This is a genomic window from Allobosea lupini (genome assembly GCF_900109525.1).
Lineage (GTDB): Bacteria > Pseudomonadota > Alphaproteobacteria > Rhizobiales > Beijerinckiaceae > Allobosea > Allobosea lupini.
The window spans coordinates 140,165-160,388 of sequence record NZ_FOAN01000001.1 but is presented as its reverse complement, the minus strand read 5'-3'; the positions used below and the strand labels follow the sequence as shown (position 1 = coordinate 160,388).

Annotated in this window: 14 protein-coding genes; 8 read left to right on the top strand and 6 right to left on the bottom strand. The window is 68.1% G+C overall.

Going from position 1 to position 20,224, the window contains the following annotated elements; all coding sequences use genetic code 11:
* The first annotated feature begins 18 nt into the window (after window positions 1-18).
* The 4 genes from tssM to BMZ21_RS00735 are packed head-to-tail and all read left to right on the top strand — an operon-like array spanning window position 19 to window position 7,148.
* A complete protein-coding gene (tssM, locus tag BMZ21_RS00750; protein ID WP_091828703.1) occupies window positions 19-3,684 on the top strand; it encodes a type VI secretion system membrane subunit TssM in 3,666 nt (1,221 codons plus the stop codon).
* A gap of 13 nt (window positions 3,685-3,697) precedes the next feature.
* On the top strand, window positions 3,698-4,390 hold the full coding sequence (tagF, locus tag BMZ21_RS00745; RefSeq protein WP_244543641.1) for a type VI secretion system-associated protein TagF: 693 nt from the start codon (window positions 3,698-3,700) through the stop codon (window positions 4,388-4,390).
* Window positions 4,387-5,184, top strand: coding sequence for a PP2C family protein-serine/threonine phosphatase (locus BMZ21_RS00740; protein ID WP_091828701.1), 798 nt, complete (start codon window positions 4,387-4,389; stop codon window positions 5,182-5,184). The genes tagF and BMZ21_RS00740 overlap by 4 nt, the downstream gene beginning before the upstream one ends.
* Window positions 5,181-7,148, top strand: coding sequence for a serine/threonine-protein kinase (locus BMZ21_RS00735; RefSeq protein ID WP_091828700.1), 1,968 nt, complete (start codon window positions 5,181-5,183; stop codon window positions 7,146-7,148). The genes BMZ21_RS00740 and BMZ21_RS00735 overlap by 4 nt, the downstream gene beginning before the upstream one ends.
* Window positions 7,149-7,207: 59 nt before the next feature.
* On the opposite strand, the gene BMZ21_RS00730 is transcribed toward BMZ21_RS00735, so the two are convergent.
* The 5 genes from BMZ21_RS00730 to BMZ21_RS00710 all read right to left on the bottom strand — a co-directional run bounded on the left by BMZ21_RS00730 (window position 7,208) and on the right by BMZ21_RS00710 (window position 13,666).
* On the bottom strand, window positions 7,208-7,486 hold the full coding sequence (locus BMZ21_RS00730; RefSeq protein WP_091828699.1) for a hypothetical protein: 279 nt from the start codon (window positions 7,484-7,486) through the stop codon (window positions 7,208-7,210).
* A gap of 114 nt (window positions 7,487-7,600) precedes the next feature.
* Window positions 7,601-9,193, bottom strand: coding sequence for a transglycosylase SLT domain-containing protein (locus BMZ21_RS31055; protein ID WP_091828698.1), 1,593 nt, complete (start codon window positions 9,191-9,193; stop codon window positions 7,601-7,603).
* Window positions 9,194-9,258: 65 nt separating this feature from the next.
* Window positions 9,259-10,830 carry a methyltransferase regulatory domain-containing protein gene (locus BMZ21_RS00720; RefSeq protein WP_091828693.1) on the bottom strand — a complete coding sequence of 524 codons (1,572 nt, stop codon included), beginning with the start codon at window positions 10,828-10,830 and terminating at the stop codon, window positions 9,259-9,261.
* Between the two features lie 50 nt (window positions 10,831-10,880).
* Window positions 10,881-12,071, bottom strand: coding sequence for an OmpA family protein (locus tag BMZ21_RS00715; RefSeq protein WP_244543640.1), 1,191 nt, complete (start codon window positions 12,069-12,071; stop codon window positions 10,881-10,883).
* Window positions 12,072-12,145: 74 nt separating this feature from the next.
* On the bottom strand, window positions 12,146-13,666 hold the full coding sequence (locus BMZ21_RS00710; RefSeq protein ID WP_091828689.1) for a caspase family protein: 1,521 nt from the start codon (window positions 13,664-13,666) through the stop codon (window positions 12,146-12,148).
* A gap of 141 nt (window positions 13,667-13,807) precedes the next feature.
* On the opposite strand from BMZ21_RS00710, the gene BMZ21_RS00705 reads away from it, so the two are divergent.
* The 4 genes from BMZ21_RS00705 (at window position 13,808) to BMZ21_RS30550 (ending at window position 19,767) form a co-directional block, all read left to right on the top strand.
* Window positions 13,808-15,064 (top strand): DUF4399 domain-containing protein, encoded by a 1,257-nt coding sequence (locus tag BMZ21_RS00705; protein ID WP_091828687.1) that lies wholly within the window; start codon window positions 13,808-13,810, stop codon window positions 15,062-15,064.
* Window positions 15,061-15,519 (top strand): DUF4399 domain-containing protein, encoded by a 459-nt coding sequence (locus tag BMZ21_RS00700; RefSeq protein WP_091828677.1) that lies wholly within the window; start codon window positions 15,061-15,063, stop codon window positions 15,517-15,519. Before BMZ21_RS00705 ends, BMZ21_RS00700 begins: the two co-directional genes overlap by 4 nt.
* A 59-nt stretch (window positions 15,520-15,578) precedes the next feature.
* Window positions 15,579-17,333 (top strand): SUMF1/EgtB/PvdO family nonheme iron enzyme, encoded by a 1,755-nt coding sequence (locus BMZ21_RS00695; protein ID WP_167561480.1) that lies wholly within the window; start codon window positions 15,579-15,581, stop codon window positions 17,331-17,333.
* A gap of 193 nt (window positions 17,334-17,526) precedes the next feature.
* Window positions 17,527-19,767: a caspase family protein gene (locus tag BMZ21_RS30550; RefSeq protein ID WP_091828675.1), complete on the top strand. Its 2,241-nt coding sequence runs from the start codon at window positions 17,527-17,529 to the stop codon at window positions 19,765-19,767.
* Between the two features lie 78 nt (window positions 19,768-19,845).
* On the opposite strand, the gene BMZ21_RS00685 is transcribed toward BMZ21_RS30550, so the two are convergent.
* A complete protein-coding gene (locus tag BMZ21_RS00685; protein WP_244543702.1) occupies window positions 19,846-20,184 on the bottom strand; it encodes an SUF system Fe-S cluster assembly protein in 339 nt (112 codons plus the stop codon).
* Between the last annotated feature and the right edge of the window lie 40 nt (window positions 20,185-20,224).

Genomic DNA, 20,224 nt, shown 5'->3' with positions numbered 1-20,224 from the left:
GCAGGAGACGGGTAGACGATGAATCTCGCGACGTGGCTCAGGATCGCAGCCATCTTCGTCGGCGCATTGGCGCTGACGCTGCTGATCTGGTTCGGCGGCCCCTTCGTCGCCTTCGGCGAAGTGCGCCCGCTCGAATCGTTCTGGGTCAGGCTACCGATCGCGCTCGTCCTGATGCTCGGCGCGCTCGGCTGGAGCGCCTGGATCGTGATCAAGCGGCGCAGGGCCGTCGCCGCGCTCTCCGACGCGATGGCCAAGGAGGAAGTCCAGACCGGTGACGGCGCCGCGCTCGCTGCCTCCATGCGCGATGCGCTGGCGACGCTGCGGCGCACGCGCGGCAAGGATGGCGGTGATTATCTCTACGACCTGCCCTGGTACGTCATCATCGGCCCGCCCGGTGCCGGCAAGACCACGGCGCTGGTCAATTCCGGGCTGAAGTTCCCGCTCGCCCGCGGCGGCCAGACACCGGCCGCCGTGGCCGGCACCGGCGGCACCCGCTATTGCGACTGGTGGTTCGCCGAGGATGCGGTGCTGATCGACACCGCCGGGCGCTACACCACGCAGGACACCGATACGAAGGCCGAGCGCACGAGCTGGCTCGCCTTCCTCGATCTGCTCAAGACCAACCGGCCGCGCCAGCCGATCAACGGCGTCATCGTCGCGATCAGCGTTGAGGACCTGCTGACCTCATCGCAGGAGGAGATCGTCGCCCATGGCGATGCGATCCGCGCCCGCCTGCTCGAACTCAACGAGCGGCTCAAGGTCGATTTCCCGGTCTATGCGGTCTTCACCAAGGCCGATCTGATCGCCGGCTTCAACGAGTTCTTCGCGGCGCTCTCCGAGCCGCAGCGGCGCATGGTCTGGGGCCATACCTTCCAGACAGTCGACAAGACCCGCAACATGATCGGCGACGTGCCGCCCGAATTCGACGCGCTGATCGAGCGGCTGAACGAGCGCCTCTCGGATCGTCTGCAGGACGAGCACAACCCGACCTCGCGCGCCAAGCTCTTCGGCCTTCCGAGCCAGATGGCGACGCTGAAGCCTTTGATCATCGACTTCCTTGGCCGCGTCTTCGAGCCGACGCGCTATCAGTCGAGCGCGACCTTGCGCGGCTTCTACTTCACCTCCGGCACCCAGGAAGGCACGCCGATCGACCAGCTGATCGGTGCACTCTCGCGCAATTTCGGCAGCGACCACGCCGATTCCGGTTCCTATTCCGGCCGTGGCAAGAGCTTCTTCCTCACCGACCTGATCCAGAAGGTGATCATCGGCGAATCCGGTTGGGTCTCGACCGACCTGCGTGCCGCGCGCCGCTCGACCCTGCTGCGCATCGCCGGCTTCAGCGCGATCGCGCTGGTCTCACTCGCGCTCGGCGGCATGTGGTGGACGAGCTATGCCCGCAACAGCGACCTGATCAACCAGACCAATTACGGCCTCGCCGATTATCGGTCGAGCGCCGCACCGGTGCTGCAGGAGACCACTCTCTCCGACCGCAATTTCAGCCGCGTCCTGCCGCTGCTGCACAAGCTGCGCCATATGCCGGCCGGCTATGCGGACAAGGACGAGCCGACGCCGGTCGCTGCCACCTTCGGCCTCAGCCAGCGCGAGCGCCTGCAATCGGCGGCGCAGGAGAGCTATCACCAGGCGCTGGAGCGGCTGCTGCGCTCGCGCATCATCTTCCGGCTCGAGGAGCAGCTCGAGGCCAACGTCAACAATCCCGGCTTCATCTACGAGGCGCTCAAGGTCTATCTGATGGTCGGCGGCCGTGCCCCGCTCGACCGCGACCTCGTCCTCGCCTGGATGCGCCAGGACTGGGCCGAGAACCTCTTCCCAGGCGCCGCCAACGCCAAGGGCCGCGAGGCGCTGGAGGAGCACCTCGTCGCCCTGCTCGACCTCGACGACGGCGGCGAGCCGGTGGTCAAGCTCAACCAGCCATTGATCGAGAGCAGCCAGCGCACTTTGCGCCGGCTCAGCATCGCCGAGCGCGCCTACGAACTGCTGCGCACGCAAGGGCGCAACGCCAGCCGCGACTGGGTCGCGGCAATCCGCGGCGGCTCGGATGCGCGCCTTGTCTTCGAGGGCGTTTCCGGCGAGGACCTCGACTCGATCCGTGTGCCGTATTTCTACACCTATGACGGCTTCCAGGGCGCTTTCGTCGACCGTCTCGGCGACATCGGCGAGCGCATCGAGAAGGAGCGCTGGGTCCTCGGCGACAATGCCGACCAGGCAGCGATCACCTCGCAATATGCCAGCCTCTTCCAGGACCTGCTCAAGCTCTACACGCGCGACTTCACGGCCTCCTGGCAGAAGGCGCTGCGCCGGCTGAAGCTGCGGCCGCTCAACGCCGACAAGCCGAAATACATCGCGCTTTCGGCCATCTCCGCACCGACCTCGCCCTTCAAGCAGCTGCTCGAATCGATCCGCGACGAGACGCAGCTGACCAAGGAGCGGGGAGCGAAGCGGCCTGCTGCGGCGCAGGCTGCCGAGAAGATGGCGGGCCAGGTCGCCGACAAGGCAGCCAAGACCCTGGAGGAGCGTGCCAACTATTCGCTGAACCGGCTCGGCACCAGCCTGCCGCTCAGCGCCCCCGGCGTCGATCGCGTCATTGCCGGCGGTGGCGGCGGCGAGGCGCTCGGCGCCAATATCGAGGCGCAGTTCAAGGCCTTCCACGTCCTGGTCGAGGGCGATGGCGGCAAGCGGCCGGTCGACCAGGCGCTGCAGATCTTCGCCGAGATCAACCAGAACCTCGCAATGGCCGCGACCACGCCGGCGCAGGCCGCCGCGGCCAATGCCGCGCTGGTGCCGCTGATCGCCTCGCTGCGCGGCAACTCCTCGCGCTATCCGGCGCCTTTCGACGCGATGATCGTCGCAGCCGTCAACGATTTCGAGGGCGACGCCACCGGCGCGACCGTCTCGCTGCTGCGCCAGGCGCTGGCCAGCGAGGTCACCGGCCGCTGTTCCAGCCTGCTGGCCAATCGCTATCCCTTCGCCAAGGGTAGCACGAGCGAGATCGGTCTTGCCGACTTCGCCCAGCTCTTCGCGCCCGGCACCGGTGCGATGGACAAGTTCATGAAGGAGCGGCTCGACCCCTATATCGACAAGTCCGGCCAGAACTGGAGCTGGCGCCAGGACAGCCGCGTCGCCCGCGCCCTCTCGCCGACGACCTTGCGCGAGTTCCAGCGCGCCAACGACATCCGCGAGGCCTTCTTCCCGACCGGCGGCAACCTGCCGAACTTCCAGATGGTGGTGGTGCCGACCACCCTCTCCTCCGACGCCTCCGGCGCCAAGCTCGAGATCAACGGTTTCACCGTGGCGAGCCAGCAGGGCGTCAACACGCCGACGCCGGTGATGTGGCCGGGCGGCGGCCTCGCCAAGACCTCGATCACCCTGACGATCGGCGGCGGCGCAGCAGCCAACAACAATGCCGGTGGCATCTTCGGTGGCGGCTTCTTCTCCAACAGCCCGACGCCGGCGGCGCCGACCGAGGTGAAGATGTTCGACCGCACCGGCGTCTGGTCCTTCTTCCGCCTGCTCGATGCCGGCTCGGTCCTGCGCCAAGGCGACAATGTCGTCTTCACGCTCGCGGCCGGCGGTCGTCAGATCGGCTACCAGTTCGGGGTCGGCTCGCTGAAGAACCCGCTGGTGCTGCCGGCGCTGCGTGAAATCCGTTGTCCGGCGGGGATTTGAGATGGCGTGTGGGTTGTTCGGGAAGCTTCCGGGCAAGCGGGATTTCATCGCGCTGAATGCGCCGACGGCCTTTCTCTCGGCCTATGAGCGCTGGCTCCAGGGCGGGCTCACCGCCAGCCGGGTCGAGCTCGGCGGCGGCTGGCAGGATGCTTTCCTCAACGCGCCGATCTGGCGCTTCTGGTTCGGCAGCGCCTTCTGCGGCACCACCGTCGCCGGCGCCTTCATGCCCTCGGTCGACGGCATCGGCCGCTATTTCCCGCTGACCGTCTTCGCCCTCGCCGGCCCCGGCGCCGCGATCCCGCCGCCCGAGCTCGACCCGCAGGATGCATGGTTCGCCCAGGCCGAGGACTTCCTCCTGCGCGCGCTCGAACCCGAGGCAAGCTTCGAGGCCGTCTCGCATGCGCTGGGTGGGCTCGCTTTGCCCAACGACGATCTCAAGGCCGCTCCGCCCGCCGATATGGTGCGCCTTTCCGACGGCACCATCGTCAGCGCACTCGATTCCGCGACCTTCCCGTCCAGGCTCTCGGCGCTGCGCGTCGAGGACCATACCCGCGCCTATGCCCATGCCAGCTATCTCTGGACCATCGGCGGCGACGATTTCGAGCCGCTTGCCTTGGTCGGCCATGGCCTGCCCAGCCCCTATCTCTACACCGGTCTCCTGACCGGGCGCTTCGACGCCTTCCTCGGCGCAGGATCGACAGCATGAACGAGCACCGCACCGGCTCCAGTTTCGAGACGGGCGCGGTCAGCCACGCCGGGCGCGTGCGCAGCCATAACGAAGACAACCTGGTGGTCCGGCCCGAACACGGGCTATGGGCCGTCGCGGACGGCATGGGCGGCCATCAGAACGGTGCCATGGCGAGCGCCACCGTGGCGGCGAGCCTGTCGGCCATCGGCGCGGCCGCCTCCGCCGCCGAGCTGCTCGACCGGCTCGAACGAGGCGTGGTCGAGGCCAATGCGGAACTGCGCCGCAAGGTCCGCGAGCATGATGGCGCCACCATGGGCGCGACGCTCGCCGTGCTGCTCGCCCATGACCGCCATTTCGCCTGCGTCTGGTGTGGCGACAGCCGGGTCTATCTCGTCCGCAGCGGGCAGATCACGCAGGTCACCCGCGACCACACCGAAGCCCAGGACATGATCGAGCGCGGCCTGCTCACAATCGAAGAAGCGCGGACCTGGCCGCGGCGCCATGTCATCACCCGCGCCATCGGCGTGCATGACCGGCCCGAGCTCGATATCGACCATGGCGAACTCGAAGGCGGAGACGTCTTCGTGCTCTGCTCGGACGGGCTCACCGACCATGTCCGCGACGAGGAGATCCTGCGCGCGACGGCGGCGACCGGCGCCCAGGCCGCCTGCGACGCCCTGCTCGCGCTGACGCTGGAGCGCGGCGCCACCGACAATGTCACCGTGATCGTGGTGCGCTATCATCACGACGGCGGAAGCGAAAAGACGCGCTGGGTGCCGAACATGCGCCAGCGCAGGAGCGATGCGCCATGAGCGATTCCGACCGCACCGTCTTCCTGCCGCGCACGGGGCTGGCGCCCGGCGTGCGGCTGAACGGCATCTACGAGATCGAGCGCCTGATCGCCACCGGCGGCATGGGCGAGGTCTATCAGGGCCGCGCCATCCAGACCGGCGATGCCGTCGCGATCAAGATCGTGCGCTCCGACATGGCGCAGGACGCCAACGTCATCGCTCTCTTTCGCAACGAGGCGTCGGCGCTGCACAACCTCTACAACGAGGCGATCGTCCGCTATTACGTCTTCACCGTCGACCCGGCGACGCAGGCGACCTATCTCGCCATGGAGTTCGTCGACGGCAAGTCGCTGTCCGACCTGTTGAAGCAGGGCCCGCTGCCCTTCGAGCAGGTCGACCTGCTGCGCCGGCGCATCGCGTCCGGCCTGCATGCCGCCCATATGCTGGGAATAACCCATCGCGACGTCTCGCCCGACAACATCATCCTGCCCGGCGGCCAGGTCACGCGCGCCAAGATCATCGATTTCGGCATCGCCAAGTCGAAGCTGGCCGAGAAGACGGTGATCGGCTCCGGCTTTGCCGGCAAATACAATTATGTCTCACCCGAACAGCTCGGCCTTTACGGCGCCGAGGTCACCGGCAAGTCCGACATCTACAGCCTCGGCCTGGTGCTCGCCGAAGCGCTCGGCGGCCGCCCGCTCGACATGGGCGGCACCCAGATGCAGATCCTGGAGAAGCGCCGCCGCGTTCCCGATCTCTCCGCCATCGACAAGCGCATCCGCCCGCTGCTGGCGCGCATGCTCGCGCCCGATCCGAAGGACCGCCCCGCCGACATGGCCGAGGTCGCCTCCTGGCAGGCGAAAGGCGGCGCGAGCTCGGCTGGAAGCGGCGGACGCGCCTTTCCCTGGCCGCAGGTCGCGGGCGTTGCGGCAATCGCCCTCCTCGCGGGCGGTGGGTTCTTCGCCTGGAAAATGCTGGGCGCCGGCACTCCGGTCCAGCAGGCGCTGAACAGCCCGCCGCCCGCCTTGAGCGACGAACGCCCAGCGCCCGCGCCGAGCGCAGGATCGGGCGCCCCCGTGCCGGAGCTGACGCCCGTGGCACCGCCTCCGCCGGCCAACCCGGCACCGCCGCCACAGCCGGCGACCCAGACCGAGCCGCCCGCGCTGCAATCTCCGCCGCCTTCCATCCCGGCGGCGCCGACGCAGCCGGCCCCGTCTTCGCAATCCCCTGCGCCCGTGACACCGGAATTGAAGCCGGCGCCGACACCGCCGCCGGCCACCCCAACCTCGACGACCGGCCCGAAATCGACCCCAGTCGCTCCGCCGCCAGCCTCAACGGCACCTGAGCCCGAGCCGCGCACCGCCGCCGAGCGGACGGCACGCTATATCGCCGACTATGACGGCGGCGCCTGCTTCTTCCTGTGGCCGACGGCGCTCGCCGACAAACGCACCACGGTCGAGGGCTTCGGCAGCACGGCCGAGCCCTTCGTCGGCTTCGATGCCGCCTTCAAGAAGGCGCAGGGCTACGAGGCGCAGATCAGCCTGCGCACCGTCACCACGGCGCAATGCCCGATGGTCGACTTCCTGCGCCAGCTCGGCCGCGGCATCGACCGCAGCCCGGTCATGCAGATCGGCGCCTTCACCATGCGGAGCGGCGACACGCTGTCCGGCACGGTCGAAAGCGACCCGAGCAAGAATCTCGACATCCTGCTGATCGGCGATGACGGACTGGTCTACAATCTCGCCAACTACACCCGCCGCGAAGGCGGCAAGGCGAGCTTCAACCTCAAGCTTGAATCGACGGCGGCTTCAGGCGCGCCCGTGCGGCCGCAGACCGTGCTGGCCTTGGTGAGCCCGGCACCGCTGCCGAGCCTTTCCGGCCCAAACCCGGCCCCGGCCGGCGATGTCTTCCCCGGGCTGCACCAGGACCTCGCCCGCGCCGGCGGCAAGGTCGGCATCGGCATCAAGTATTTCCGGATCGAGTGATTGTCGGACGCGTCACGCTCGGGCGCATCGAAGCGCAGAGCCGAGAACGACGAGAGCCATCAGTCCTCGCGGTAGAGCTCGCCCCAGTCGTCCTGCCAGAGGCCGTCTGTGTCCTCGACGACGATCGGTGCCTTGATCTCGTTGGCGAGGCGCACCGCCGAGCGAAAGCCCTCGACCGGTTCGAGCTCGTCGCTGACGAAATCATTGACGAGATGGCCTCCCGCCAGCTCCGCCGGGCAGGCGATGCGAGCGAAAGTCTTGCCGTCGCGCTGGCCAAGGCTCAGCGTGATGGCGTCGGGTTGCGGCTCATCGACCTGCTCGAACCGGTTCTTCGCCATCGTCGTCTCCTCGCCCTCGGGATCACTGGATCATGGGCCATCGCTGCCATCGCGGCAAATGCGCTGCACCCGTGGTCGCTTTGGTCGGGCCTGGCCGGTATTCGCCTTGAGCACCTACTTCTGCGGCTGCCGCGCCGGAGCAGCAGCCGGCCCGCCGCGCACCACCTTGTAGCGGTCGAGCCTGACCTTGATCATCTCGTCGAACTTCTTGTGCACCTCCGAGACCGAGAGCGTCTTGGTCTCGCCGCCGGCCTGGGCGTAGAAGATCGGCCGGTTGGCTTCGGCCGGCTTCGGCAGCAGGGCTGCGGCGCTCGCGCCGGGCGTCTCCTCCATCGTCTCGATGAAGGTCTGCGCTGCATCCGGCCCGAGGAAATGGATCAGGTAGATCTCGCCGCCGGTGAGATGGCGCCCCATCGCTTTTTCCAGCCTGAGCGTATCGCGCTTCAGCATCTCGCCGGCCAGCAGGGCCGAGAGATAGGGCTCGCGCCGAAGATCGAGGATGCGCTGGCGTTCGTTGGCGTCGGCGATGACGAACTGTCGGCCGCTGCGGGAAATCAGCGCCGCCTCGGCGACGAGTCCATGCTTGCGGCCGAACTCGAAGATCACGCCGAACCAGGTTTGCTCGATGAACTGGTAAAGCCCGGTCGCCGAAGAGGTCTTCGCCTTCACCTCGGTCGCGAACGAGGACTCCTTGTCGGCAACCGCCATCAGCAGGGTCGGATCGGCGCCGACGACGCGCCCCGCCCTGACGATCATCTCGACCAGATGCCGGCGGATCTTGATCGGCCCGAAGGTCAGGATCTGGTTGGGGTCGCCGGTATAGTTGATCGGCGCCTGCGGCAGCTGGCTACGCGGTGCCGCAGCCGGCGCGCCCGGCTTGCCCGGCAAGGTCGGCGGCACCAGGATGATGTTCGACGGCGGCATCACCGGGATCGGCAGCCCCGGCTGGTTCGGCATCTCCGCCGCGACCTGCTCCTTGATCGCCGCGAGCGAGGGATCGGCGTTCAGCGCGAACTGCGTCGCCTGCCTGGCAGCCTCGAGATCGCCCTCGACCGAGGACAGGATCAGCGATGGCCGGGTCGGCGCCTTCAGCGCTGGCGCCTCGACGCTCTCGATCGGCTCGAAGCCGCCGGTCACCTCGGTGGAACCGGGCTTCAGCGTCGCGACCGCGACACCGCCGGCGATCGCCAATACCAGCGCGCCGCCGCCGATCAGGGAGACGAGCCGCAGCCGCGAACCGTCATCGGCAACCGCGAAGGGCACGCCGGCGGCAACATTGGTTGCGCTCGCGCCGCCAGCCACAGCCTTTTGCGCCAGCACCAGCCAGTCCGGCGGCTTGCCGTCCTTGCTGGCGGCCTCCTGCAATTCGGAGACCATCCGGCGCGCCTGCTGGGCCGGGACATCAGCATCGCGCTCCAGCGTCGTGGCCGCACTGCGCGCGCCCTGTTCGGTCAACGCCTTGAGCGCGAAAAACCAGAGCTGCAGCGAGATGCGCCTGCTCTCCAGCGGCGTGCCCTGGCAGGGCGAGACCAGGAAATTGCAATGCGGGCAGGCATAGGCGCGCAGCTTCACGCGCGGCGCGAAGGCCGAGGTCTTGCCGCAGGCCGAGCAGGCCAGCGTCGTGCCGCCCCGCCGCGCCCGCATCATGGTTTCGAGGCAGGCATCCTCCTGGAATGCGGCCTGAAACTGCTTGAAGCGCTGCCCCATCCTTCGCTACCGCTGCTGCCGTGCCCCGCCATACGCAGCCGGCGCGGCCTCGACAAGCCTTGCTCTCAACCTGCCAGCAGAGCCAGCCGTGCGACATCCCTCAAATGCATGTCGACTTCCGCCGCCGTCGCCTGCTTCGGCAGGGCCGGGCCGCCATGCCCCGATGCATGCGCTTCGGCCAGGAAGGCATTGAGCGCGTCGAGCAGCATTGCCGGCGTGCGAGTGCCGTCGAGCAGGCTGACGAATTTGCGAACCACCACGCCATCGAGCGCAACGGCCCGATGGCGCAGATCGGTGACCTCGTGGCTGGCGAGCGCCTGGCGCCGCGCCAGGAGGCTTGCGACCGGCCGCTCGCTGATCCCAGTCGCCAGCCGATGCGGCTCCAGGCTGATCTCGATGAGGCCGGCCCGGTAGATCGCGGTCAGCGCCTCGTTCAGGCGCTCGATCTCATGCTCGTGGTCGGGACCGGCCTCCTGCAGCGCCAGGGTGACCAGCTCGTCATGGTGGATATTGCCCGGCCACGTCCGCCCGAGCGCCCGCAGTGCCGCCTTGGCCGCCGGCAGGTCGACGGCGAGGCGGACGCCGTCGGCGAACAGGAAGCTCGCTGCGCCGGGGCGCTTCTCGTCCACCTTGTCCACATCTTCCTGGACATTGGCGGCGAGATGATAGGGCGCGAAGCTGAAGCCGGCGAGGCCGCGATGCAGCGCGATATCGGCGCGGCAGAGCAGGGTCTGGCGGAAGCAGCGGCCGATCAGCAGGTCGAGCGCCTGCTCCTGCCGCAGGGGCTCGGAGACCGGGATCGCATTCAACACCTGCTGGGCCGGCCCGCGCGCTCCGCCGAAATTGTTCGGGAAGGAGGTCTCGGACAGGAATTGCAGCCCATGCGGCTCGGCCGCCGCCAGCACCTCGTGCAGGGCGAAGGCGCGCGCCCCGGGGTTGAGGTCGTCATGGTAGAGGACATTGTCGGGGATATCCTCGATCTGCTTGGCCCGCTCGCGCAGCGCAACGCCGTAGAAGGTCTCCGCATCGGTCGCCTCGGCGAAGCGCTTGATCGCCGCCCGCGCCACCCTGACCTTCTCGATGGGATCGTCGATCTCGCGCGTCTCGAACAGCATGACGTCGCGGGCGAGGTCGCGCAGGCGGCAGCCCGGCAGGGCGTTGTAGCTGACATAGGCGATGCCCTGCGGCGCCAGCAGCTCGCCGAAGAGCGCCAGGATCCGCTCGCGCACCGGCTGCGGCACCCAGGAATAGACGCCGTGGACGATGATGTAGTCGAACTGGCCGAGCCCCGTGGTCACCGCCATGATGTCGCGCTGCTCGAAGCTGACATTGCCCAGCCCCAGCTCCGCCGCCTCCGCCTTGGCGTGCGCGATCGCCCGGCCGCTCAGGTCGATGCCGACGAGCTGCGCTCCCGGGCATTGCAGCGCCATCGGGATCAGGTTGCCACCGCTGCCGCAGCCGAGCTCCAGCACCCGCATCGTCGCGGTCGGCGCGGGGGTCATGCCGTGGATATGCGCGATCGTCGCCAGATGCGCCGGATGCGTCTGCGAGAAGGCGTGACCAGGATAGGCGACCGCGTCATAGGGGTTCGTCGCCAAGTCTTTCATCGCCAAGTCTTTCATGGCCATGTCGTTCATCGAGGAATTCCGTCTATCCCGTTCGTATCGTTGTAGATTGTGAGGCGCACTCAGCAGCCGATCACCTTGAACTCGACCCGGCGGTCGAGCGCGTCGCTGGCATCGTCCTTGCCGGTTCCGACCAGGTTCTCGTTGTAGCCGCGCCCGCTCGCGATCATCCGGCCACGGCTGTCGGGCGCCCCCGCCTGGAGCAGGTCCATCACATATTGCGCCCGCAGCACAGAGAGCCGCTCGTTGACCTGCGGCAGGCCGGTGCGAGAGGTGTGGCCGACGATCTCGATGCAGGCGCCCTTCTGCTGGGCGCGGGTCGCGATCTGGCTCAACCACATCGGATAGGGCTCGGTGATCTCAGGGTTGGCGATGAACTGCGTCGAGCCCGGCTGGAACAGCAGCTTGACCATCAGTTGGTTGCCGGCAAGGCCGCTATCGACGAGATCGCCGAAGGCTTCGACCGCATCGTCCTTGCGCCCGAGCTTGCTGCTGGCGAGGTAGGCGCCGATGCGGACACGGTGCTGGTCGCCACCCGGCAGCGCCCGCGCCGTCCGGTAGAAGGCGAGCGCCTCGCGATAGTGCCGCGCCTCGTATTCGAGGATGCCGTCATTGATCAGCGCCGCGACATTGAGGCGCTCGGCATAGAGCGGATCGATCGCGTCGCCGAGCTTCGTGCCCTGACAGGTCTTGATATAGACCTCGGTCGCCGGGTCCTTCGACCACATCGGCGAGTCCCGATAATAGGTCGTAGGCGTGGCGTCGATGCCGTCCGGCTTCGCCCGAGCGACGCCCTTCGACACCACTCGCTTCGATTTCATGTCCAGCAGCGTCAGGCAGATCCGGTAGGCGTCGCGCGCGCCCTTCGCGTCCCCGGCATTGTTGACCGCAGTGAAGGTCCCGACCAGCACCGCCGGATTGCGCGCCAGCGCCTCGGCCGAGAACGGCTGCACCTGGAAGCGCGGATAGGATTTGCCGACCAGCTCGATCAGGCTCTGCTGCATCGAGCGGGTCGAGGTCGATTGCGCGCCGGAGATGCCGTCGATCAACGGGTCAATCACCAGCGTGATGCGTTCTCCCTCGATCTGCGCCTTGGAGAAGAGATCGTTGGCAGCCCGCTCCAGCGCCTGCGGAAACGGGATCGGCGTCGGGGCTGCAGCCGGGGGCGGGCTCGGGGCCGGCTGCGTCTGGGCCAGGGCCGGAAAGGCCAGCAGCCCCAGCAAGACCATGCAGGCGAGCGGAGAACGACGCATCGAAGCCCCCAATTGCATCATGTCCGAGGCGATGTCTGGCCTTCGCCGACTGCGAAGGCCGCTTCGCACCTGTGTCAGCGGCAGTTCTTCGGGACGCTGCCGCCATCGCCGAGCTGGGCCCGCATCAGCGCGTCGGTGCAGTCCGTCGCTGCGCCACCAGCCGGACGGCGCTTGCTGTTACGCGGTTCCGGAGCGGCTTCGACGCCACCGGTCAGGATGCCGGTCGACTTGCGGTCGAGGACAACGCGCGGCTGCTGGACCTCGCGCGGCTCCTGCCGCTGCGGGCGCGTGCTGGGAACCGCCGGCAGCAGCGGCTTCTGCGGGGCCGGCAATTCGGTCACGCCACCGGAATTCATCCGCGTCGCCACCGCCTTCTCGCGCTCCTCGCGCTCCTGCGAGAGCTTGGCCTTCTCGGCTTCGAGCGCAGCGAGCTCTTGCTCCTTCTTGGCCAGCTCCTTGGCGAGCCGCTCGCGCTCGTTCGCATCGGTCTGCTTCGTCGGCGTCACCTCGCCCGGCTTCGGCACGGCGCGCTCGGTGTCGGCGGTCTTGCCGGCATCGCGACCGGCGAGATCCGTCGCCGCCTTGGAACGGTCCTTCTCGGCCTGCTGGACGCGATCCAGCAGCGCCTTCTCCCTCGCCGCGAATTCCTGCTCGAGCTTCTCGCGCTCGCCAGCCCCGAGGCCACGGCGCTCGATCAGGTCGAGCCTCGTCTTGGCGTCGACGGCGAAGAAGCTGGTCGGGAAGCGCTGGATGAAGGCCTTGATCTCGGCGGCGTTGTCGCTGCTGCGCAGGCGCTTCCAGATGTCGGCGTCGGTCTCCTCGCGGTTGAGGTAGAAGTCGCCGAGCAGCGAGAGCGAGAGTTCCGGCGTCTGCTTGCCACCCGTGGAATCGTAGACCGCCTTCTGGACGCGGCGGAACATGGTCGCGATCTCGAGGCCGGGCTGCTGGATCTCCTGCACCAGCGCCGCGGTGAACGGGCTGTTGCGGCCGGCGCCATCGGCGGCGACGTCGTTGGCCTGCGTCGCATAGGCGGTGACCATGCCCTGCGCCTTGGCGATCGGCGCGAGGCCCGTGCCGATCGACATGCTGCGGGTCGCGGACTTCTTCGACAATTGGGCGAGGAAGGGATTGTTGCGGCAGGCGTCGAGCACCATGATCTTGACGCCCTTGGCGAAGCCGAGCGCGGTCGTGACTTCGCTGAGCTTGACCGTCTCGTACTGGACCGAGACCTCGTCGTCGATCTTGGCTTCGACCGGAACCAGGAAGTTCTCGCCGTTGAACTGGAAGCCGTGGCCGGCATAGTAGAACATCACCGCGTCGGCATCCTGCGCCAGCCGCGCAAAGCGCGAGACGGCGGCATCCATGCCGCGCTTGTCGAGATCGATGCCGTCCACCACCTCGAAACCGACCTTGCGCAGCGCCGCGGCGGTGTCGCGCGCATCGTTCGGCGTATTGGGCAAGGGAGGCGCGTTCTTGTAGGCGGAATTGCCGATCACCAGGGCGACGCGGCGATCCTGCGTCTGCGCAACCGCCGGCATGGCGACAAGCTGCGCAAGAAGAGCGATCAGTGCACAAAATCTGACGGCTACGATCATGGCACCATTCCCTGCGTCACCCTAAAGAAAGTGACCGTGAAAATCCAGATTTATCCGCCTGTCATGACAGGCGGTTTGCTTGCTCCCCACCCAACCCGCTGCTAACTTTACGGCGGTCACGCGCCGCAAGGAAGAGCGTCGATGCGGGGACTTCGACTTAAGCTCATTGTCGGGGTTACGGCCGTTTTCGCCGCGACCATTTCCATGGGCGTCGCGCAGGAGCGCGCCCGGGCGCGCAGCCCTGCCCCCGCCGGCGCGAAACTCTCCTTCATCGATCTGCAGAACAATGCCCGCATTCCCGGCAAGGCGACGATCCGCTTCGCGATATCGGGCATGGAAATCGCGCCCGCCGGAACGGCGCGACGGAACACCGGACATCACCATCTGCTGATCGACACCGAATTGCCGCCGCTCGGGCAGCCGATCCCGAGCGATTTCAACCATCTGCATTTCGGCGGCGGCCAGAGCGAAGCCGAGATCCTGCTTTCGCCCGGCCGCCACACGCTGCAACTTCTCTTCGCCGATCACGATCATGTGCCCCACGATCCACCGGTGATCTCGGAGAAGATCACCGTCGAGGTCATGGCCGCTCCGGAGGAGAAGCCGCGAACGGTCGCCGCTCCAAATGCCCGGGTGTTCTTCGTCGGCCTGCAGGACGGCGCCGTGATCCCCCCGCGCTCGGTCGTCCGCTTCGGCCAGGAGAACATCGGGCTCGTCCCCGCCGGCACCAGGCAGGACAATGCCGGCCATCACCATCTCCTCGTCGACACCGACCTGCCGCCGCTCGACCGCGAGATCCCCAGCGACTTCAACCATCTGCATTTCGGCCGCGGCCAGACGGAAACCGAGCTCACCTTGCCGCCCGGCGAGCACACGCTCCAGCTCCTCTTCGCCGACCATGAGCATGTCCCGCACGATCCGCCGGTCATGTCCCAGAAAATCAGGGTGCGCGTGCAGCAGGCCTCGGCCGCGAGCCCGCCGCCGGCTGCGTCCCCGACTGCCCGCACAGCCTCCGGCCGGACGCCGGCGCCCAACGACGCGGCGGTCTATTTCATCTATCCGCGCGACGGCACGCGCATCTTCGCGACCTCGACGATCCGCTTCGGCCTGCGCAATATGGGCGTCGCCCCGGCCGGGGTCGTCAGGCCCAATACCGGCCACCACCATCTCCTGGTCGACGTGCCGACGCCGCCGCTCGACGCCGCGATCCCCGCCGATCTCAACCACATCCATCTCGGCAACGGCCAGACCGAACGCAAGATCACGCTGCCGCCGGGCGAGCATACGCTGCAGCTCATCCTCGGCGACGATCAGCATGTCCCGCATGATCCGCCGATCATGTCCGAGCGCATCACCGTCTATATCGGCGCTCCCGCCAAGCGGAGGGCACGCCGATGACACCCGGCACGAAGCGACTGGCCGCTGTTCGGCCCGGGCTCGCAGTGCTCGCCGCGCTTCTTCTCACGCCTTCGACGGTCTGGGCCCAGACCGCCAGCCCGCGCCAGCCGGCACCGCGCAACGCCCTTGTCTATTTCCACTACCCGCTAGACGGCCTGCGCGTGCCCGAGCGCTTCACCGTGCGGATCGGGCTGAAGGAGATGGGCGTCGCCCCGGCCGGCATCGACAGGCCAGGAACGGGGCACCATCACCTGCTGATCGACACCGATCCTGGCCCGCCGGACCAGCCGATCCCGTCGGATTACAACAATATCCATCTCGGCAACGGACAGACCGAGGTGGTGGTCACGCTACCGAAGGGGACGCATACGCTGCAGTTGCTGCTCGGCGATCACACCCACACGCCGCACCGGCCGCCGGTTATGTCTCAGAAGATCACAGTCTACGTCAGATGAGGGATCGATGCGGCTCGGCCGCATCGCCAAGCGAAAGGCCGCAGCGAAGGATGAACGCCATGTCCTGGTATCGGTGCCTCGCCGCGGCCGTGCTGGCCCTGCTCGCGCCGTTCGCTTCAGCCCTCGCCCAGGGCAGCAGCGGCCAGCCGCCGCGCATCGCGCTGGTCGTCGGCAACGCCGCCTATCGCACGGCGCCTCTGGCCAACGCTGCTGTCGATGCACGCGCCGTCGCCGATGTGCTGCGCCAGGGCGAGTTCGATCTCGTCAGCATCGAGAACGCCGACCGGCCCGCCCTGGACAGCGCGATCGCGACCTTCCGCGGCAAGCTTACGCGCGGCGCCCAGATCATCGTCTTCTATGCCGGGCATGCGGTGCAGTCGCGTGGCCGCAACTTCCTCGTTCCGGTCGATGCCACGCCGCGCGGCCCGGCCGAGGTCGCACGCGACGCCATCGATCTCGACCAGCTCCTCGATGCTCTGATCGTCAGCCGGCCCGCCAGCGCTGTGGTCGTGCTCGACGCTGCGCGCGACAATCACTGGCAGGCCGGGCTCGGCGGCGGCAAGGGACTCGCGCCCATCGAGCCGATCGAGACGATCGCGATCATGGCTCCGACGGCGCCGGGAAAGACAGTGGCCGAGACGCAAGGTCGCACCGATCCGGCGATCGACGAATGGCTGAAGGCGATCCGCACGCCAGGGCTCGACATGACAACGGCTCTGACCCGCACGCGCGACGCCGTCAGCCGCGCGACACGGCGCTCGCAGCAGCTCTGGTTGTCCTCGATGCCTCCGGCCGGGCTCGTCGTCACGCCGCCGGGCCGGCCAGTCGCGACCGCCCTCAACACCACTCGCGCCATCATCAGCGCGCCGCCCGCCCCGGGCCCGCAATCCGACCAGCTCGGCCCCTACGAGCTTTCCTTCTGGGAGACCATCAAGGACAGCCGGAATCCGGACGAGTACCGCGCCTATCTCGAGGCCTATCCGAACGGCCGCTTCGCCGGGCTCGCCCGCACCCGCGAGCAATCCCTCAGGGCCCAGCGGGCGGCAGCGACGCAGCCGCCCGCGCCGTCTCCAACGCCGGTCCCCGCGAGCGCCACGCAAGCCCGGACCGTGCGCGATTGCGACGATTGCCCTGAGCTCAGCCTGATTCCGGCCGGCAACTTCGAGATGGGCTCGAACGAGATGTTCGAGTTCGAGAAGCCGGTTCACGCCGTCACCATCGGCCGGCCGTTCTATATCGGCACCGACGAGGTCACCTTTGCGCAATGGGACGCCTGCGTCGCCGAGGGCGGCTGCAGCCACCGGCCGAGTGACCGCAATCTCGGCCGCGGCAAGCGCCCGGTGACTGACATCCACTGGAACGACGCCAACGCCTATCTGGTCTGGCTGTCCTACAAGACCGGGCGCAAATACCGGCTGCCGACCGAGGCGGAATGGGAATATGCCGCCAGGGCCGGCACGACGACCAGCTATCCCTGGGGCAATGCGGCCGACAAGGAGATGGCCAACTGCCTCGGCTGCACCGCGCAGCCGCGCCGGCAGGCCAGCGAGGTCGGGCAGTTCCCGCCGAACCGCTTCGGCCTGCGCGACATGGCCGGGAATGCTGCCGAATGGGTCGCAGATTGCTGGAGCGAGAACTATCGCTCCGCCCCCCGTGACGGCAGCGCCTACGCGCCCGCCGGCTGCCGCGAACGCGTGCTGCGCGGCGGCTCCTTCAACAACGACGCGCGCTATCTGCGCTCTGCGGCGCGCTTCAAATACGAGAGCGATGTGCGCTTCTACACCAACGGCTTCCGCGTCGTCCGCGAGCCCTGAACCCGCGCCACGAAGCGGGCCGAGCGCTGAGCCAGGTGGCAATTTGCACACACATGCGGAACGAAGGCCGCCAGGCGGCAATTTGTTGTTCTCTTCATGGCTGTGCCGCCGCTAATCTCTGCCTTGCTAAGGGTAAGCGTAAGAGACGAATCAGCAGCGGCCGAGCTTCGGGCCAGGCCGCCGAGGAGGCGCCATGCGGACCGGCCTGCGGCTACCCATCTGCATCCTGCTGGCGCTCGCCGCCTTCGCAAGCGCCCTCGCTCTCGCCGTAACCCCTGCCATGGCCCAGCAACGGCGCTTCGCCTTCGTCATGGGCAATGGCGCCTACCAGAACATCGCCAAGCTGCCGAACGCCCTCAGCGACGCCAATGCGACACGCGCCATGCTCCAAGAGGCCGGCTTCGACGTCACCGCCGCGACCGATCTCTCGCTAGCCGGCCTGCGCAGCGCGCTCGACGTGTTCGTCGAGAAGGTGAAGCAGAGCGGCACCGGTGCGACCGCCCTCGTCTACTATGCCGGCCACGCGGTGCAGCTCGACGGCGCCAATTACATCCTGCCGACGGATGTCCGCGTCGAGACCTCGGCGAACATCCCGAACCAGTCGCTCTCGCTGACCGAGATCCTGCGCAAGCTCGACGCAGCCGGCGCCAGATCGAAGATCGCGATCCTCGACGCCTGCCGCAACAACCCCTTTGCCGGGCGTGAACTGTCGCGCGGGCTGGCGCTGCAGATGGTCGACGGCGCCAACGAAGGCATTCGCAGCGAAGCGGGCCTCGCCCGCGTCGATTCCAGCAGCGGCACCTTCGTCGCCTTCGCGACCTCGCCCGGCTCGACCGCGGCCGACGGCACCGGCCCCAACAGCCCGTTCACCACCGCCTTCCTGCGCGAGGCGCGCGAGCCGGGGCTGCCGATCGAGCAGGTCTTCCGCCGCATCCGGCTTGCCGTCTACGACGCCACCAGCGGCATCCAGGTCCCCTGGGATACCTCTTCGCTGATCACCGATGTCAGCTTCTTCCAGCGCCCCGCCGGCGCAGCCCCTGCACAGCCCACAGGCACTCCCGCCGCCGCGGGCGCCGTCCCGCTCGCGGCTCGCCCGACCGCAGCGGCGTTGCGCGCCATGTCGCCAGCTGACGCCTATCGCACGGCCATCGCCTGGGATCGCCGCGACATCTACCGCAGCGCCCTCGCCAACAACCCGGACGACCAGAGCGCCCTGAGGCTGCATCGCATCCTGTCGCAACGGACCGAGGAGACTGCCTGGGCCGAGACCGTTCTCGCCGGCGACGCGGAATCGCTCAAGCTCTTCGCCCGCCTCTATCCCGGCTCGCAGCATGAAAACGAGGCGCTGCGCCTGGCCGCGAGCGCCCCGAGCCGCAATCGTGTCCAGGTCGCCCAGACCTGTCCGATCTGCCCGGCCATCGAGCCGCGCGTCCGGCGGGCCTACTACACGCCGCGTTCGCCGGGCCAGCCGGGCGCACCGCGGCAGCCGCGCCCGGTCCAGTCCGCGCCGGCCGTTTATGCCCCACCGCTTCCGGTCATCCTGCCCAGCCAACCGCGCTGGACCGGCTTCTATGTCGGCGGCTCGCTCGGTGGCGGCCGCCAGAGCGGCAGCACGAGCGTACAGGGGCCCTATGGCACCCCAACGATCACGCCAAGCACCACCACGACCAACAGCACGACCACCACGACGACCGGTGTCGCGAACACCACGACCACGACGACGAACACGTTTACGACGACCGAGGATTCGATCCCGGTGACGACGACCGTGACGTCGACGACCAACACGACGACGACCACCACCAACACCACGACGAACTCGTCGAGCACCACCGTCCCCGGCACGCCCACCGCCGCCTCCTGGGCGATCGACCCATCCGCCGTGCCGCGCAGCCTGACGCCGGAAGGAAACGGCGCGGTCGGCGGCGCTCAGTTCGGCTTCAACTACCAGATGGGCCCGATCGTGATCGGCGCCGAGGCGGACCTCTCCGCCACCCGCCTCGGCGGCAGCAAGAGCACTTCCATCAATCCCGGCACGCAGTTCACGACCCGCTCCAGCAATGAACTCTCGATGCTCGGCACGGTGCGGGTGCGCGCCGGCGTCGTGCTCGGCAATTTCCTGATCTACGGCTCGGGCGGCTATGCCTATGGCCTCGTCGAGCAGAAGGGCTCGATCACGCCCGCCAACATCCAGACCACCTCGGCCGCCAGCGGCTCGCGCTCGGGCCTGATCGGCGGCTGGGCCGTGGGTGGAGGTGTCGAGTATGCGATCGCCCCCGGCATGACGGTCCGGCTCGACTACACCCATTACGAGCTCGGCCAGAAGCGCCTGCTCCTGCAAGACTATACCGGGCTGGCGCCGGACCAGTATGCCGCGATGCGGCTCCGCACCGCTGGCGACATCGTCAAGGCCGGCTTCAACTTCGGCTTCTGACGTACATCGCAACAACGAAAAAGGCCGCTGCATCGCAGCGGCCTTTTCTATTCTGCAAGGATGGTGAGGCTCCCGCACTCACCACATGTCGAGCGCGACCCGGGCCTCGTCCGACATGCGCGACTGGTCCCAGGGCGGATCGAATGTCATGTTGACCATCACGCCAGAGACGCCCGGCACGGCGCTGACCGCATTCTCGACCCAGCCCGGCATCTCGCCCGCCACCGGGCACCCAGGCGCGGTCAGCGTCATGTCGATCGCCACCTGCCGGTCGTCGGCGATGTCGACACGGTAGATCAGGCCGAGTTCATAGATGTCGGACGGGATCTCCGGGTCATAGACGGTCTTCAGCGCCGCGACGATGTCGTCGGTCAGCCTGTCGATCTCCTCCGGCGGCAGGCCGGAGCTTGCGCCCATGGTCGGTGCGTTCGGCTTGAACTCTTCGGCAACGGTCTCG

Bases quoted from the DNA above. Each gene is read 5' to 3' on its own strand.
- tssM (WP_091828703.1), top strand. From the start codon at position 19: ATGAATCTCGCGACGTGGCTCAGGATCGCAGCCATCTTCGTCGGCGCA.
- BMZ21_RS00740 (WP_091828701.1), top strand. From the start codon at position 4,387: ATGAACGAGCACCGCACCGGCTCCAGTTTCGAGACGGGCGCGGTCAGC.
- BMZ21_RS00735 (WP_091828700.1), top strand. From the start codon at position 5,181: ATGAGCGATTCCGACCGCACCGTCTTCCTGCCGCGCACGGGGCTGGCG.
- BMZ21_RS00730 (WP_091828699.1), bottom strand. From the start codon at position 7,486: ATGGCGAAGAACCGGTTCGAGCAGGTCGATGAGCCGCAACCCGACGCC.
- BMZ21_RS31055 (WP_091828698.1), bottom strand. From the start codon at position 9,193: ATGGGGCAGCGCTTCAAGCAGTTTCAGGCCGCATTCCAGGAGGATGCC.
- BMZ21_RS00720 (WP_091828693.1), bottom strand. From the start codon at position 10,830: ATGAACGACATGGCCATGAAAGACTTGGCGATGAAAGACTTGGCGACG.
- BMZ21_RS00715 (WP_244543640.1), bottom strand. From the start codon at position 12,071: ATGCGTCGTTCTCCGCTCGCCTGCATGGTCTTGCTGGGGCTGCTGGCC.
- BMZ21_RS00710 (WP_091828689.1), bottom strand. From the start codon at position 13,666: ATGATCGTAGCCGTCAGATTTTGTGCACTGATCGCTCTTCTTGCGCAG.
- BMZ21_RS00705 (WP_091828687.1), top strand. From the start codon at position 13,808: ATGCGGGGACTTCGACTTAAGCTCATTGTCGGGGTTACGGCCGTTTTC.
- BMZ21_RS00700 (WP_091828677.1), top strand. From the start codon at position 15,061: ATGACACCCGGCACGAAGCGACTGGCCGCTGTTCGGCCCGGGCTCGCA.
- BMZ21_RS00695 (WP_167561480.1), top strand. From the start codon at position 15,579: ATGTCCTGGTATCGGTGCCTCGCCGCGGCCGTGCTGGCCCTGCTCGCG.
- BMZ21_RS30550 (WP_091828675.1), top strand. From the start codon at position 17,527: ATGCGGACCGGCCTGCGGCTACCCATCTGCATCCTGCTGGCGCTCGCC.
- BMZ21_RS00685 (WP_244543702.1), bottom strand. From the start codon at position 20,184: ATGGGCGCAAGCTCCGGCCTGCCGCCGGAGGAGATCGACAGGCTGACC.